At 60.2% G+C, this 15,951-nt stretch carries 12 protein-coding genes; 2 read left to right on the top strand and 10 right to left on the bottom strand.

The features are described from left to right. Window positions 1-116 precede the first annotated feature (116 nt). The 4 genes from T424_RS0112430 to T424_RS0112415 form a co-directional block, all read right to left on the bottom strand. Window positions 117-2,462, bottom strand: coding sequence for a methyl-accepting chemotaxis protein (locus T424_RS0112430; RefSeq protein WP_037067579.1), 2,346 nt, complete (start codon window positions 2,460-2,462; stop codon window positions 117-119). A 537-nt stretch (window positions 2,463-2,999) separates the two neighbouring features. Continuing rightward, window positions 3,000-4,649, bottom strand: a complete 1,650-nt coding sequence (ettA, locus tag T424_RS0112425; RefSeq protein ID WP_027488019.1) for an energy-dependent translational throttle protein EttA — start codon at window positions 4,647-4,649, stop codon at window positions 3,000-3,002. A gap of 171 nt (window positions 4,650-4,820) precedes the next feature. After that, on the bottom strand, window positions 4,821-6,575 hold the full coding sequence (locus T424_RS0112420) for a hypothetical protein (protein WP_027488018.1): 1,755 nt from the start codon (window positions 6,573-6,575) through the stop codon (window positions 4,821-4,823). 16 nt (window positions 6,576-6,591) lie between these two features. Further along, window positions 6,592-7,320 carry a ribonuclease T2 family protein gene (locus T424_RS0112415; protein ID WP_037067576.1) on the bottom strand — a complete coding sequence of 243 codons (729 nt, stop codon included), beginning with the start codon at window positions 7,318-7,320 and terminating at the stop codon, window positions 6,592-6,594. A 190-nt stretch (window positions 7,321-7,510) separates the two neighbouring features. Here T424_RS0112415 and T424_RS0112410 point away from each other — a divergent pair, with 190 nt between their 5' ends. Then, window positions 7,511-8,443, top strand: a complete 933-nt coding sequence (locus tag T424_RS0112410) for an alpha/beta fold hydrolase (RefSeq protein WP_027488016.1) — start codon at window positions 7,511-7,513, stop codon at window positions 8,441-8,443. A gap of 87 nt (window positions 8,444-8,530) precedes the next feature. Here T424_RS0112410 and T424_RS0112405 read toward each other — a convergent pair whose 3' ends face one another. The 3 genes from T424_RS0112405 to T424_RS0112395 all read right to left on the bottom strand — a co-directional run bounded on the left by T424_RS0112405 (window position 8,531) and on the right by T424_RS0112395 (window position 10,202). Further along, window positions 8,531-8,872 (bottom strand): RidA family protein, encoded by a 342-nt coding sequence (locus T424_RS0112405; protein WP_027488015.1) that lies wholly within the window; start codon window positions 8,870-8,872, stop codon window positions 8,531-8,533. A gap of 69 nt (window positions 8,873-8,941) precedes the next feature. Further along, complete coding sequence (locus tag T424_RS0112400; protein WP_027488014.1) at window positions 8,942-9,277, bottom strand: TIGR01244 family sulfur transferase; 336 nt, start codon at window positions 9,275-9,277, stop codon at window positions 8,942-8,944. Window positions 9,278-9,380: 103 nt separating this feature from the next. After that, window positions 9,381-10,202, bottom strand: a complete 822-nt coding sequence (locus tag T424_RS0112395) for a DUF4432 family protein (protein WP_027488013.1) — start codon at window positions 10,200-10,202, stop codon at window positions 9,381-9,383. A gap of 148 nt (window positions 10,203-10,350) precedes the next feature. Between T424_RS0112395 and T424_RS0112390 the strand changes: the two genes are divergently transcribed. Next, the gene (locus tag T424_RS0112390; protein WP_407921396.1) at window positions 10,351-11,715 is read left to right on the top strand and encodes a L,D-transpeptidase family protein; all 1,365 of its coding nucleotides are present in this window, start codon (window positions 10,351-10,353) and stop codon (window positions 11,713-11,715) included. Between the two features lie 76 nt (window positions 11,716-11,791). Here the strand turns inward: T424_RS0112390 and T424_RS0112385 are convergent, their stop codons facing one another. The 3 genes from T424_RS0112385 to T424_RS0112375 form a co-directional block, all read right to left on the bottom strand. Beyond that, a complete protein-coding gene (locus T424_RS0112385) occupies window positions 11,792-12,505 on the bottom strand; it encodes a ParA family protein (RefSeq protein WP_027488011.1) in 714 nt (237 codons plus the stop codon). Window positions 12,506-12,778: 273 nt separating this feature from the next. After that, window positions 12,779-13,924 carry an iron-containing alcohol dehydrogenase gene (locus T424_RS0112380; RefSeq protein ID WP_027488010.1) on the bottom strand — a complete coding sequence of 382 codons (1,146 nt, stop codon included), beginning with the start codon at window positions 13,922-13,924 and terminating at the stop codon, window positions 12,779-12,781. A gap of 158 nt (window positions 13,925-14,082) precedes the next feature. Then, window positions 14,083-15,654, bottom strand: coding sequence for an amino acid permease (locus T424_RS0112375; RefSeq protein ID WP_027488009.1), 1,572 nt, complete (start codon window positions 15,652-15,654; stop codon window positions 14,083-14,085). Between the last annotated feature and the right edge of the window lie 297 nt (window positions 15,655-15,951).

Below are 15,951 nucleotides of genomic sequence, written 5' to 3'. Positions count from 1 at the left end.
ATCTTTATGTCGTCTGCGCATAAGACGCAAGCGAAAAAGCCGCGCTGTCCACCAAACAAAAACCCCGCCATCGGGATGGCGGGGTCGCAGAGCATCTCACGCAGAAAGGATGCTGGTCAAAATTCCTCCCAGCTTTCCTGCCGTGGCTGAAGCGCTGCGCTGCCACGGCTTGCGGGCATGGCCCGGCTTGCGGCGGGCGCAGACGCGGCCTTGCGGGCAGTCTGCGACGGCGAGGATGCCGGGGCCTGCTGGACGGCAGGCGCCAGAGACGCATTCGTGGTGCGGAAGGCCGCCAGCGATTCTGCAAGCTTCAGGGCCTCCTGTGCCAGCCCCGCACTTGCCGCATTCATTTCCTCCACCATGGCGGCGTTCTGCTGGGTGGCCTGATCCATGTGGTTTACGGCATTGTTCACCTCGCCCAGACCAACGGATTGCTCCTGCGCGGCGGTGGCAATGGCATCCATATGCTGGTTGATGGCCTGCACAAGGTCGGCAATTTCCGTCAACCCCTTGCCGGTATCGCCCACCAGCTTCACGCCTTCGCCCACAGCCACGGCGGAGTTGGCGATCAGGGCCTTGATCTCCTTGGCGGCATTGGCCGAGCGCTGCGCAAGCTCGCGCACTTCCTGCGCGACAACGGCAAAGCCTTTGCCCGCTTCACCGGCACGCGCGGCTTCCACACCGGCATTCAACGCCAGAAGATTGGTCTGGAAGGCGATTTCGTCGATCACGCCGATGATCTGGCCGATCTGCTGGGAGGCCTGCTCGATGCGGCCCATGGCGGTGACGGCATTGCCGACGACCACGCCGGAATGCTCGGCCTTGGCGCGGGTGTTGCGCACGATGTCGCGGGCCTCGCCGGTGCGGTGGGTTGTCGCCTTCACATTGGCGGTGATTTCCTCAAGGGCTGCCGCCGTTTCTTCAAGCGAAGCGGCCTGCTGCTCGGTGCGCTTGGCAAGATTGTCGGAGGCCATGGAAATCTCGCCACTGCCGCCGCGCACGACACGAGAGGATTCGCCAACCGAGATCAGCGTGGCGCGCAGTTGCGCCACCGAGGTGTTGAAGTCGTGACGCAAGGCCTCGAATTGCGGCGCAAACTGTTCCTGGATTTCACACAGCATGTCACCGGAGGCCAGTCGCTTCAGGCCGTTTGCCAGCGAGCCCGTGGCCTTGTTGAGGCGATCATTGGCGTCTTCTTCGGCACGGCGCTGCAATTCGATGCGCTCGGCCTCGGCACGCTGACGATTTTCTTCCGCCTCTGCCTCAAGCTGGGCATTGCGGATGGCGGCCTGACGGAACACTTCCACCGCCCGCGCCATTTCACCGATTTCATCGCTGCGGGCAGCGCCCGGCACCACGACGTTACGATCGCCTGCGGCAAGGCTGTCCATGCAGTGGGTCAGGCGGCCAATGGGGCCGACAACCCGCAGCACAACCACGGCCATGCCACCGGCGCCAATCAGCACCACCACCAGCAAAAGGCCGCTGAACAGGATCAGATCGGTGCGCGCATTGTCCTTAGAGGTCTGGGCGCTGGTATTGAGCGTGTCCATAGCCAGCGATGCCACGGCACCGATCTGGCCCAGCGATTCCGTAACGCGGGTCCGCCATTCGTCGATCGTCACCGGCGAGCCTGCGCCCGATGTGACCTTGCTGACGACATTTGCACGCCATGTGGCAAAATCACCCTTGAAATAGGCCTGATCTGCCTTGGCATAGGCCTCCTTGAGCTGGGCAGGCGTATGCGGATGACTTACGAGCGTGTTGACAGCCTGCCACGCAAAGGCCGCGCCAGCATCGGCATTGCCGATTTTTTCTGCCTCCGCAGGCTCCGCCTTGCGGTTCTGCGCCACCAAGGGATTGATCGTCAGCGTCGCCGTGCCGCCGAGCGAGCGGGCCGCCCAGGCATAGGCCCGGATCTGGATCAGTCCAAGCTTGCCTTCGTCAAGGGTACGGATCGCCCCTTCCACGGCAACAGAGGTTTTTTCGAGAGCCCCGATCAGTTCGCCGCCCTGACCAAGCACCGTCTTGTCCAGATCCTTCTCCCGCTTGTCCAGCGGCAGGGGGAAGTTGTCGTCGATCTTCTGACGCAAACCGTCGAAGCGGTTGTAAACCTGATCCAGATCGGCCGCCGCCTTTTTCAGGTCGGCTTCCTCGAAGCCATCCGCAATCTGACGCGCATCGGCAATCGAGGCCTTCACCTTGGCGCGTATGGCCTTGATGCTCTCCACGGATGCAGCCGTCTTCTCTGGCGGCAGGGTCAGCGCAGTGGCACTATCGCCCCGTTCAGTCCGCAGGTTGATAAGAGCAATGAACAAGGCCTTGTCATAACGGGCATAGGTCTCCACCCGATCATAGACCTTGTACTGCGCGAATGCCGTATAGGTCGATTTTCCAACCAGAAATGCCAGCGTGACACTGACCAGGAAAAAAGCACCCACGAGAATGTTGCGAATAGACACAGGAAATCCCCCTTAAATCGGCTTGGATTTTATAAGGGACTAATAAAAAACATGTAAACACACTAATTAATAACGCGCCATGCCCCGGAAGATCCACTGCCCGGAGCCGCCATTTCAGCCCAATTTAATATTTTAAAACAGCATCTTACAAGAGTAAAAGGCCGCCCTTTTTCTGCTACGGCCCGACCATATCGCCTTTAGCGATGGTAAGAAAATTCTTAAACAACGTAAGTGCAATCACGCCTCGAAGATGCTCCACAGTCTCACTTTTATCCTCTGTCATTTTCAGGCACCGGATGTGGAGGACGCCCGCCGGGCATGGCAATGCGCCATCGATCCAGCCATGCCCGATCCGCGGTGATCACAATACAGCGCTTTTCGAAGCATAATCTTGTCGATCCTCGTTTCACTCCGGTCGGATTATGCACTAAACAAAAAAGGGCGGATCAGCGTTCTCGTAAACACTGATCCGCCCGCACCGTTTGTTTCTACGCATTTCCAGAGGGAAGTCCGGCTTCCACTTTCCCCGAAAATACTTTAGCGCGTCAGGCGCTTATAGGTCACGCGCTTGGGGTTCACCGCATCGGCACCGAGACGGCGGATCTTGTCCTGCTCGTAATCTTCGAAATTGCCTTCGAACCATTCCACATGACTATCGCCTTCGAAGGCCAGGATATGGGTTGCCAGGCGGTCGAGGAACATGCGGTCGTGGCTGATGATAACGGCGCAACCGGCAAAGTTTTCCAATGCGTCTTCCAGCGCGCCCAGCGTTTCGGTGTCGAGGTCGTTGGTCGGTTCGTCGAGCAGGATGACATTGCCGCCGGATTTCAGCATCTTGGCCAGATGCACGCGGTTGCGCTGGCCGCCCGAGAGGTTGCCCACCTTCTGCTGCTGGTCGCCGCCCTTGAAGTTGAAGGCGCCGCAATAGGCGCGCGAGTTCATCTCGTGCTTGCCAAGCTTGATGATGTCGTTGCCGCCGGAGATTTCTTCCCACACGGTTTTGGACCCGTCCAGATGATCGCGGCTCTGATCGACATAGCCGAGATCAACGGTTTCACCGATGCGGATTTCGCCGCCATCCGGCGTCTCCTGCCCGGTAATGAGCTTGAACAGCGTGGATTTACCAGCGCCGTTCGGACCGATCACGCCGACAATGCCGCCGGGCGGCAGCTTGAAGGAAAGGTTTTCGAACAGCACGCGGTCGCCATAGGACTTGGTGAGGTTTTCCGCCTCGATGACCACCTGCCCGAGACGCTCGCCCACCGGAATAACGATCTGCGCTTCGCCGGGGCGACGGTCGGCTGCGGCCTTGACCAGTTCGTCATAGGCCTTGATACGGGCCTTGGACTTGGCCTGACGGGCCTTGGGGCTGGAGGCAATCCATTCCTGCTCGCGCGACAGCGCCTTCTGGCGGGCGCCTTCCTCACGCTCTTCCTGCGCCATGCGCTTGGCCTTGGCTTGCAGATAGGCGGAGTAATTGCCCTCATAGGGAATGCCACGGCCACGGTCGAGTTCGAGAATCCAGCCGGTGACGTTATCCAGGAAGTAGCGATCGTGCGTGACCATCAGGATGGCGCCCGGATATTCACGCAGATGCTTTTCAAGCCACGCGATGGTCTCGGCATCAAGGTGGTTGGTGGGTTCGTCGAGCAGCAGCAGGTCGGGCTGGCGCAGCAGAAGCTGGCAGAGCGCTACACGGCGCTTTTCACCACCGGAAAGGTTTTCAACCGATGCGTCGCCGGGCGGGCAGCGCAGCGCATCCATGGCCATTTCCACCTGGCTTTCCAGATCCCACAGGTTCTGGCTGTCGATGATGTCCTGAAGCTTTGCGCCCTCATCCGCCGTTTCGTCGGAATAGTTCATCATCAACTCGTTGTAACGGTCGAGGATGGCCTTTTTGGCGGCAACGCCTTCCATCACGTTTTCCAGCACCGACTTGGCGGGGTCAAGCTGCGGCTCCTGCGGCAGGTAGCCAAGGGTCGCGCCATCGGCAAGCCAGGCTTCGCCGGTAAATTCCTTGTCCAGCCCGGCCATGATCTTGAGAACGGTGGATTTACCGGCACCGTTGGGGCCGAGAATACCGATCTTTGCATCCGGATAGAACGAGAGATGGATGTTTTCGAGGATCTTCTTGTTGCCATAGGCCTTGTTCAGACCGGCCATGTGATAGATGAACTGGCGTGCCATGGGTGATGTTGCTCCGCGCGTCGAAAGGTAAAGTTGCCGCTATGTAGGCCAAAGCCCGCGCCGGGGCAATGCGCCGCGCAAGCAACCACGGCATTTTTGCCGTATTTTGCCAGCCTGCGGCGCGCCCTGTCCGGCTTTTCCGCTCCTTGCCATCCCATTGTCTCCAGCCCGTCAACGGCCTTGCGCCAGCGCCGGGTGGTCGATCCGGTAAAGCTGGAAACGGGCTGGAGGATCGCTCAGCGCCTGCAACCATGCGGGAGCCTTGCCTGCCGCGAGCTGCCCGAAAAGTGTCTTGCCGTCCGCTTGCATCGGCAAAACCGGACGGCAGATCGCCAGATAATCGTATGGCGCAAGCGGCTTGCGCCAGCTTTCGGCATCCTCGCCCAGAAACACCGTGAAAGCCTGTTTCAATGCCGGCGCGGCCCGGTGATAAGGAATGGCATTGACGGTAAAGCCGGAATGCCCCTCTGTCACCACGTTCAGCGCATCGCCCTGCGGCATGAACAGGCGGCCCGGCGGAACCTGAGCGAGAACGGCGTGATCTTCGCGGTCACACTGAACATAGGCCATGGCATTGGCAACATCCAGCACCTTCCTTTGCGACGGATTGATCAGCGCAAGTCCGGCCATGGCGAGAAACCCCGCAATAACGGCCCCCTTGCTCCACCATGCAGGCCGGATGAGGCCGGTCATCGCCAAGGGCAGGAAGAGCGGCACGAAAGCGGCGGCAAAACGAATATAGCGGGTCAGCACCAATGTAAGAAGGAGGCTGACGGCGGCGAGGCAAAATGCGATCAACAGGCCCGGTCTGCGGCGCGCCAGGGAGAAAACCACCGGCAGCGCGAAAATGACCACCGCGCACCACAGGAAGGCTAAAAACCCGAAGCCATATTGGCCATTGCGGAAGAACTGGCCAATGCCATGCTCCTGATCCACCCGCAACAGCCAGAGCTCTTTCGAAAGAGGATCGATCATCTGATAGGGTCCGGCAAGGCATTCGGAAAAGAGCCATGCGGCAAGCAGCAGCGCAAACAAGCCGCCCGGCCCATAAATCAGGCCCTTGCGCAAGGGCAGCCTCCCCCTTTCCTTGATGGCGCCGCCTGCGGTCAGAACCAGCCCGGCCGCTCCCATCAGGAAGAGATAGGGGGCGGAAAAGGCATCGCAGACGGTTTCGGCCATCGCGGCAGGGCCGGCAAAGATCCATCCGCCAAGTGCAAGGGATCCCGCCAGCCACACCCCGCTGCGGCGGGCCATGGCGGCAGCGCCGGGCAGCTGCAAAAGATCCGCCAGCGCCAACCCGCCCAGCACGATAACCAGCATGGGCAGGCCCTCAAGACCGATCAACAGCGAGACGGCGCATCCCACTCCCACCAGCGCCGCCCCCGCGGCATCCCAGCGGCAAAGGCCGTACATTGCTGCGGTCAGGGCAAGGATCTGGACATTGTGATGATCGATCCGCGTGGGCGCGAACTCCCCGAAGCCGATCGTCATCAGCGCAGCGGCAAGAACAAGCACCAGGCCCCGCAAACGTGCATCGAAGCCGGAATGCTCGAAGCCCGGCCGCAACACACCGCCCGCCATCAGGCAAAAGGGCAGCAACATGCACAAGGGCCAGACCTGAAAGGCAAGCGCCAACGGATCAGTCACTCCGGGAAAAAAACCAAAAAGCCAGGCAAGCCCCAGATAGGGCACATCCACCAGCCGCGACCAGGGCGAAATATAAGGCTCCGGCATCGCAATGCCGGGAAGCGTGAGGTCACGAAAGGAAACCAGCCCCTCGTGAAAAACCCTGATCTGCCAGGCCCGCAACTGGTCATCGATGTCGCGCAGAAACAGCGTGCCATCCAGCAGGTCGAAAGCAATCAGCAAAAGGCCCAGCAGGAAAAGCACAACACCCGAAAATCGCGGCGCAAGGATGCGCTCCATTGCGAACCGCCCTCGGTCATTGCAGGCCCACGCCATCAACCACACCCTCATCGCAATCGAATTTCGTGCCGCCCGCCGCCTGTATGCGGGTGGCAAGCGGCGCCTTGGCGGCGGTCGCGCCAAGGCCGATGGTCAGTTCGGTGATGATCCGCCGATCCCCGTCGCGCTCGCAGCGCATCTTCACGCGGCGGCTTGCATCCTTGCCGAAGCTCTCGTCAAAGGCATTTTGCACGGCGGCAGCCGTCACGACCTGCCCGACATTGCGGGCAAACAGACTGGCAACGGGTGAAGCGTTCAATTCATCCATCAGCGCCAGCGCATCGGCGAAATAGTCCTGCTGGCTCTGCCCCGTGCAGGTGCCGTGCTTGATCCATTCATGCCTCTCCAGTGCCGATTGCGTTCCCGGCATCACGCGGTCCAGCGCGGCTTTCGTCTCTGGCGCCAGTTCGACGGACGGAAGGCTCGTCCACTTGCCCGCCTTGTCCGCCTCGATGTCTGCCTGACTCACGCCGCAATAATTGCTGCGCATCGGCCACAGGCCATGGAGGGTGAAATGGCTGGCATCGAAGCGATCCGCCGTCTGGCTGCGGCATTCCGGCTTGTCCGGACGGGTTTCGCAAAAGGCAGGCTGCCAGCTTACCGCCAGAAGCGCGGTGGTCTTGCCGCGAACCTGCGCCTCGGCGGGCGCAATACCAAGGGGGGCGCCTGCGACAAGCAGGCAAAGCACAAGACGATCAAAACGCATGAAGATCTCCAGCGAGCGTAAAGCCGCCCTTTACATAAACGTTATGCGAGCAAAGGCCAATGAATTAAGCCACAAACGCCCTTTATCTGCGCGATCACCCAACACCAAAATGGCAGAGGATTTCCGGCAAGCCATTGTCTTCAAGCGAAAAATCGCGTTTCTATTCGGCGTAGGAAATCTGGAGGAGCCGATGTTCGGATCAATTGCCTATCTGGCGACAGGGGATGGCGCACGGCTGGCTTATCGTTTTCAACCGGCCCGCGGCACGCCCTGCGGCATAGCGCTTCTTTCGCACGGCCTTGCCGAACATTGCGCCCGTTACGCGGATTTCGCTGCAATCCTTGCCGATGCCGGTTTCGAAACCTATGCCCATGACCATCGCGGCCATGGCCATACGAAGGCGCCCGGCGCGCCGCTTGGCCGCTTTGCCCATGCCAACGGCGTGAACCGGGTGGTGGAAGATCTGCGCGCCATGCGCGAGCTGGCTGTCAGCAATCATCCCGGCCTTCCGGTTCTTCTCTTCGGCCATTCCATGGGCGGCTTGATCGCGCTCTCGGCCGCAACCCGCTTTCCCGATCTTTTTCAGGCGCTTGCCGTGTGGAACTCGAATTTCGATCTGGGCTTGCCCGGCCATGTTGGCCGCCTTGTTCTGAAGATCGAACGGGCACTGAAAGGCTCCGACGTTCCAAGCGAAATCATGAACCGCGCCACCTTCGAAAGCTGGGGAAAAGCCATCGACGGCCACAAGACATTGTTCGACTGGCTTTCCCGAGACGAGCAGGAGGTTGCCGCCTATATCGCCGATCCGCTCTGCGGCTTTCCGGCCAGTATCTCGCTGTGGCTGGACGTCATGCAGCTTTCGCTGGAAACCGCCACGCCGCAAAACCTGTCGCGGTTGGCCAGGGATATGCCTGTGCATCTTGCCGGTGGCGGGCAGGATCCGGCAACCAACAAGGCGCGCGCCACCCGCAATCTCGCTGCCAGACTGAGAAAAGCCGGGCTGCACCACGTGAACCTGACAATCCACGATGACATGCGCCACGAGACATTGCATGAACGGGGCGCGCAACAGGCCGCGCAAGCCTTTGCTCTGTGGGCGCGAGAGGCCATGAAGCGCGCATGAGCGCCGAAAGCGGCGCGCGAGCTTACCTTGACCCTATGAAAAAAGCCGGGATCGCTCCCGGCTTCATTTTTACACAGGCGACAGCAATCAGATTGCCGCCGTCACGATGAATTCAACCTTGTAATCCGGCGTGGCAAGCGCGGCTTCGCTGGTCGCGCGGGCGGGCGGATTGGCCGGATCGATCCAGGCTTCCCACACGGCGTTCATTTCCGCAAAGGTGGACATGTCCGAAAGATAGATCACCGTTTGCAGGATCCTGGACTTGTCGGAACCGGCCAGCGCCAGAAGGCGATCCACTTCGGCCAGCGCCGACTTGGACTGCTCGGTCACGCTTGCGCCCTCGCCGACCTGACCGGCCAGATAGACGGTGTTACCGTGGACGACGGCGCCGCTCATGCGCTTGCCGGGCTCGATACGCTTGATGGACATGAATTTCTCCTGCTTGCGGTTTGAAGACAGGCCGGACGGGTCGAATGTCCGGACCTTTAAGAAAGCTGTTCAACGCTGGCGCTGGCTATGCTCGTAGGTGGCGGTGGAGCGTGCGCCGGATCGGCAATAGCCCAGCATGGGCCGCTCGAAATCGTCCAGCGCGTCCACCATCGCGGCCACGGCATCCGGCGTCACGCCCATGGGGCCGACGGGGATATGGCGAATGGCAAGACCAAGCTCCTTTGCCCGCGCCTCGACTTCTGCAAAACTGGGCTGTCCCGCCTCTTCACCGTCGGGCCTGTGGCACACGATGGATTTGAAGCCCATCGCCTTGATCTCATCGAGATCAGCCGGCTGAATCTGCCCGCTGACGGAATATTCCTCATTGATCGGTCTGATATTCACGGAACAATCCCTCCTGCTTTGAGCGCATTTCCGGGAACGAGGCTGGAAACGCACGCCGAACCCGGAAAAACCGGGCAAGACTTACGCTGCATGACACCCAACGTCAATCAGCCGGGCCGAACCAGAACTGCAAGGCAAAGTCCCGCGCCTCGCCGGGCTGCAAGGGTAGAAACGCACCGGATCGTTCCAGCACGTCGCGATCCAGCCAGTCATGCGAAACGGGCTCGATGCCAAGCACATTGGCGGGCGCCTTCTGATTTCGCCAGATTTGCAGATAAGGCAAGGTTGCGGTGGAAAAGGCCACATGCAGCGAAAGCCCGCCAAGGCTGGCCATTGGCCCAAGGCTGAGCGTGGCAAGGTCTTCGCCGCCCGCCGCCACACAGAAAACGCCGCCCGGCTCTTTACCGAAGCGCCAGCCAAAGCCACCACCCTCCAGCATTGCCCCTTCAAGCCGCACGCCATCGTCGAAAAGCCGCGCGCCGATATTCATATGATACATGAGAAAGGCCGGAAAAGCCTGCTGTCCCGTATTCACCAGCCGGTCGGCCAGCCGCACGCGCCCCTCGCCATCAATATGCCAGTGCCGTTCCAGCCGCGAATGGCCGCCATCGGCATGACATATCTCGACGACGGCGCGGCAGAAATCCTGCCCCTGCGCGACAATCATCGCCGGATGCGATGAAAACGAGCCATGCAGCGGATATTTCCGGCCGCTGCCATCGGCCATGGGAAAGGGATGGCGGATGTGGTCGGGGCCGCAGGTGAACAGAAACCCTTCCAGCGAATGGTCGATGCGCGCATCGCCGTCATCGGGAATGGCGCGCCCCGGCGCAAGATCGACGCCGTCCATCACAAGGCTGCGTATATCCAGCACAGAAGCTGGATCAAGCTCCACCTGCGGACCGCGCATGGCCTTCAGCTTCATGTTCGGCTCCTCTCCCGTTCACCGCACGTCATCAGGGGTTTTTCATTTTTATTCGAAATGCTCAACCGCAAAAATGGACGGAAAGAATGCTTAAGCAATTATTTACATCCCGTCTCGCTTCTCCATATTAGAGACAAGATTCGCGTGTTTGAGCGATCATATATCAATCTGGGAAATCACCGCCGTGCCGCGCCTTCGCAAATCCGTTTTTCTCGCAGTCGCTCTCGCCTCGACGGCCTGTGGGCCGGTTCTTGCCCGTGACCCTTACGGCTACGGAAACGGTGGCACGGTGTTGATCACTCCCTCGGGCGAGGTGCTGGACTATGTGCCGGAACGCGGCGCTGTTACCATTGCCCGCGACCGGGCCGGTCACAAGGTGCTGATCGACCGCTACGGCAATCTCGTCGCCACGGAAATGCCAGCCGACGTCGTTTACGGACGGCGCGGCGGCGATCGCTACCGGCAGGATTATTACCCCCCCGCGCCCTCCGGCGGCGGTTACGACGACGATGTGATTACCTCCGGCATTCCCGACGATATGCAGGATGGTTCCGGCGAGGCGCTGGAGCAGCCCTATCCGCAAGGCAGCGAGCGCTCGCCTTATGCAACAGGGCGGCAAAACGAAATGCCGCGCCAGAGCGCCCCGCAAATCAGCGCCAGCGGACCCGCCAAGCCGGAAATCACCGCACTTCAGGTCTTTCTCGACCGGGAAGGCTTTTCGCCGGGCGCCATTGACGGGCATATGGGCCAGAACGTGCAGAAGGCCATCGAGGCCTGGCAGCAGAAGACCGGCGAAACGCTGGACACGAAAAATACCGATGCCATCATGGAACGGCTGCGCATGAATGGCGGTATGCCCTTCACCAGCTACACCATTACCGCGGCGGATGCCGCAGGCCCCTATGTGGCGGAAATCCCGGAGGACTACAGCCAGAAAGCCATGCTTTCCAGCCTGAGCTATACCTCCACCACCGAAATGCTGGCCGAAAAATTCCATATGGACGAGAATTATCTCAAGGCCATCAATCCCGGCGTGGATTTCACCATTCCGGGAACAACGGTCAAGGTGGTCAATCTCGGCCAGCAGAATGCGGGCGGCAAGGTGGCGAAAATCCTGGCCGACAAGGGCCGCAAGCAGGTGTTTGCCTATGACGATCAGGGCCAGCTTCTTGCCGCCTACCCCGCCAGCATCGGCTCTTCCGATACGCCCTCACCGTCCGGCACCGTCACGGTGGAGCGCGTGGCCTTCAATCCCGGCTACACCTATAATCCCAGGCTGAACTTCCAGCAGGGCAATAATGACAAGGTGCTGAACATTCCCCCCGGCCCTAACGGCCCGGTCGGCACGGTGTGGATTGCCCTTTCCAAACCCACCTATGGTATTCACGGCACGCCGGAACCCTCCAAGATCGGCCGCACCCAAAGCCATGGCTGCATTCGCCTGACCAATTGGGACGCAACCGAGCTTGCAAAGATGGTGCAGCCCGGCGTAACCGTAGAATTCGTGGATTGACGCCTGACAATGAAAAAACGCCCCGTTACAGGGCGTTTTGTTTCAAATTCTTCAACGTTTGCCCGCGATGCCCGGCTTAGGCAGCGCTGCCAAAGCGCAGAATGCGAGGGCGAAAACTGCGCACCACGCGCACCGGCAGAAGCTTCATGACCTCGCTGGCGAAGGCGCGGGAATTTTCCTGGGCGCGTTCCAGATTGCTGACCTTGGCCGGGTCCATATTGTAAAGCGTGCCGCCGGTTTCGAAAATGTCGCGAAAGGCATTGCGCTCGGCAATGGGCGTGTTGATGACATTGACGCCGCGGGCCGCCAGCAACCCCTTGATGGCCAGAAGCGCCCGCGTTGTCACCATGGAAGCCACCCGCGTCAGCACCACGGAATGAGGAATGACAAGATTTCCGGCAATCCGCATCTGTTCGATAAGGTCGAGAATGAGGGCCGCCCCCTTGGCGTCCATCGCGCAGCCCTGCACCGGGATCATCACATGGTCGGAAAGACCGATTGCCATGGTGACAAGCGCGTCGCGCGCACCGGCCAGATCGATGATGATATAGTCGGAGTTATTGCGACCCTCGCGGATGTGGCCTTGCAGATTGCCGATGGTGACATGCGAAATCACCTCGATATTGTGTTGGGGACAGGCAATATTGCCCCATTGGCTGATCCAGCCCTGCGGGTCGGCGTCGATAATGGTGATGCGGTAGCCCTGATGGGCCAGTTCCGTTGCCAGCAGCAGCGCTGCCGTGGTTTTACCTGCTCCACCTTTGGCATTGGCAAATGAGATGACCGGCATGTTATCCTCTGCGCGTGGTGAGCCACTCATCGCTCTGTCAGGCACCGGTTTCATCGTGCCCGGTTCATGAAGGTTTGCTCAATTTGGTTAACAAATCAATAACCACGTATCGATGAGTTAACTTTCATCAAAAGTTGCATTCAAATCCACTAATAAATTCAATGAATCATCCTTTTCCAGCCATGTTCGCGGCAGATTTTCGAAAAGCGCGGGGGCGTCTGCGGCCCAATGCGGCACAGGTGATTCGGTATCCTTGGCCCCGCGCCCTAAGCCTCAGAAGCAGGCTTCCAGCAGCAGCGGCACATTTTCCTCGGTCAGCTTCACAGGGTTGGTCCTGCCCGTCGGATCTTTCAGCACCAGTGGCACGAGCGCGGAAATCTGGTCTCTCGGCACGCCAAGCTGGGTCAGGTTTTCGGGAATACCGAGCGTTTGCCGGAAGCCCAGCACAAAGTCATGGAAACCATCGAAGCCGCCGGGAATATCGAGATAGCTGGCAAGCCTGTCGATTTTCTTTTCAATGACCTTGCGGTTGAAGGCCAGCACCATTGGCATCACCACCGCATTGGTCGTGCCGTGGTGGGTATTGAACAGCGAGCCGATGGGATGGGAAAGCGCGTGCATGGCGCCGACCCCCTTTTCCCGCGCCACCGCCCCCATGATCGAGGCCGACATCATGTTGATACGCGCTTCCAGATCCACCGGATCGCGATAGGCACGCGGCAGGAATTCCTTGATGAGCCGCATTCCCTCGATGGCGATGCCCTGCCCCATGGGATGATAAAGCGAGGTGCAATAGGATTCCAGGCAATGGGCGAAAGCATCGAGACCGGAACCGGCGGTAATAGTGCGCGGCATACCCACCGTCAGTTCGGGATCGCAGATCACCACATTGGGCAGAAGCTGCGGGTGGTAGATAGCCTTCTTGCTATGGCTCTGCTCCTCGGTAATCACGCAGGCATAGCCAACCTCCGCCCCCGTGCCAGCCGTGGTGGGCAGCGCGATAACCGGATAGATGCCATTCGGATCGGCATCCCGCCAGCCTTCCGTTCCCCAGCTGAAATGCCAGAGCGGCAGGCTTTGCCCGCCCATGAAGGCAACGCATTTCCCAATATCCATGGCCGAACCGCCGCCAAGCGCCACCACGCCGTCATGACCACCGGCGCGAAAGGCAGCCAGCGCCGCCTGAACGTGACGCTCCGTCGGGTTGGGGTCCACCTCGCTGAATACCGCGTGCTGCAAGCCGCCATCGGAAAGCACCTCGCGCGCGGTGCGGGTAATGGCCATGCCCACCAGATGCCGGTCTGTCACCAGCAGCGGCCGCTCCATGCCCTGCGCGCGGCATTGTTCGGCCAGTTCCTCTATGCGTCCACGGCCAATTCTGATTTCCGTGGGATAACTCCAATTTGCAGACGTCTTCATCCAATCCCCCTCACCGTCGCAACGCCGGGGCGGCGAACGCCCCTCTCCACAACCAGATTGTCAGAGGAAATATAAACATATCCTAATTGAATCGAGACAAATGGCGCAATTGGCGACAGGCGGAGGCAAAAGCCGCCGCCTGTCCTTGCGCGTTCAACTCATGCCTCGCCGACGGCCTGCTCTGCGGCGGCGATTTCAGCCTGACGGCGGGCAACCTCCTCACCGATCGGCGGCCCCTTGAACCGGCGTTGCTCGAACAACAGCCAGATCGCAGCCGTCAGCACCAGAAAACCGACGGTGATGTAAAGCGCCCACTGATTGGGCGGCTGGACGCCGATGATGAAGATGGCGGCCATGGCCAGAATGGCAAGGCATCCGACCAGCTTGTACGCGCCGATCCCCATGTTCCACGGTCCCATGGCCGGCCACTTGGAAGTGCCGATGGCCTTGATGCCAAGTGCGATGGGAATGCAGAAGGACAGAAACAGGAAGATCACGGTACACGACACCACGATCGTGTAGGCCGAAGCGCCGCCGATTGTCACCAGCGAGGCGCCCCAGACGAACAGCACCGAGGCAATCGACCCCACCCAGATTGCCGTGGCCGGGGAGCGCAAGCGTGGGCTGACACTGGCCAGCGCCCTGGAAAACGGCAGGCCGCCATCCCGCGAGAAGGCAAAGATCATGCGGGAAACGGAGGTAACGGTGGCAAGACCGCAGATGAATTGCGCGATAAAAATCGCAATGTAAAGCAGCTTGGCCACCGCAGGGGCCGCCACACTGTCAATGGTCCAGAAAAATACGTTCCAGCCCTGGGCGGAAGCCTCCTGCATATCGGGAATGGCCAGCACGAAGGCCACCAGCATGATATAGCCGAACAGCGAGGCCCACCACACGGAAGACACCATGCCCTTCGGCACAGATTCGGACGCCTTGATGGTTTCCTCCGAGGTATGGGCCGAAGCGTCGTAGCCGGTAATGGTGTAGATCGGCAAAAGCAGGCCAAGGGCAAAGACATACCACAGGTCGGAGCTTTGCGGCCAGACCGGCGCATCGCCGGCGGGCGTGCCGGAATAATTGGTGAAGGTCCACAGACGGCTGAATTCCCAGCTTTTTGCGCCCGCAAGGCAGACCACGGTGAGCGCAATGGCCGTAATGAAAATCAGATAGCCGGAAAGATCGGTCAGCTTTGCCGTGAGCTTTATGCCGAAATGATTGATCGCCGCCTGAATGACGGTGATGCCCGCCACGAAAAGGATCTGGTTTGCAAAACCGCCTGCCGTGGTCGTATCCACATTCATGCCGAACCAGCTGGCAAGCGAGCCCGCGAAAAAGCCCCAGGTGCCGACATTGATGGCGCCCAGAACCGTCACCAGCCCGATAAGGTTGAACCAGGCGGTAAGCCAGCCCGTGAAGCGGTTGCCCAGAATGGAGCCCCAGTGATAAAGCCCGCCCGCCGTGGGATAGGCCGAGGAAATCTGCGCCATTCCCAGCGCGAAAACCCCGGAAATCAGGCAGCCCAGCGGCCAGCCTATGCCAATGGCCGCCCCGCCCGCCCCGGAGGTGGCCTGCGCCAGCGAATTGATGCCGCCGGAAAGAATGCAGATGATGGAAAAGGAAATGGCAAAATTGGAAAAGGAACTCATGCGCCTTTCCAGTTCCTGCGCATAGCCCATGGAATGCAGGAGGTGAAGATCCTGCGCCTTTTCGGTCTCGGTATATCCGGTCATGTTGACCCCCAGTTGGGCCGGGTTTTCCCGGCAGCTCCGCCTCGGCTTCTTTTTTCAGCCGTTGCAGTCTCCGCTGCTCCCATGGGTCTTTTTTAAGAGCGGCGCGGACGGATACGAAATCCGGCCCGCGTCCGGCTTCACCCGCAGGCCACGACCCTTGGCGGCGGTTTTGAAGCTGAGGCTGTCGCGTGAGCGCAACGGGAAAAGGTGGACGCGCTCACAATTCTGGTTTTCCTACTGTTTTTCCGGTCAGGCTCCCTCTGCCGTTCCGGCCATGCCTGCGTTCCTACTGCATAA

Source organism: Allorhizobium undicola ORS 992 = ATCC 700741 (assembly GCF_000621665.1).
Taxonomy (GTDB): domain Bacteria; phylum Pseudomonadota; class Alphaproteobacteria; order Rhizobiales; family Rhizobiaceae; genus Allorhizobium; species Allorhizobium undicola.
Note: the sequence above shows the minus strand (reverse complement) of the source record. Positions and strands in the feature narration are given on the sequence as shown.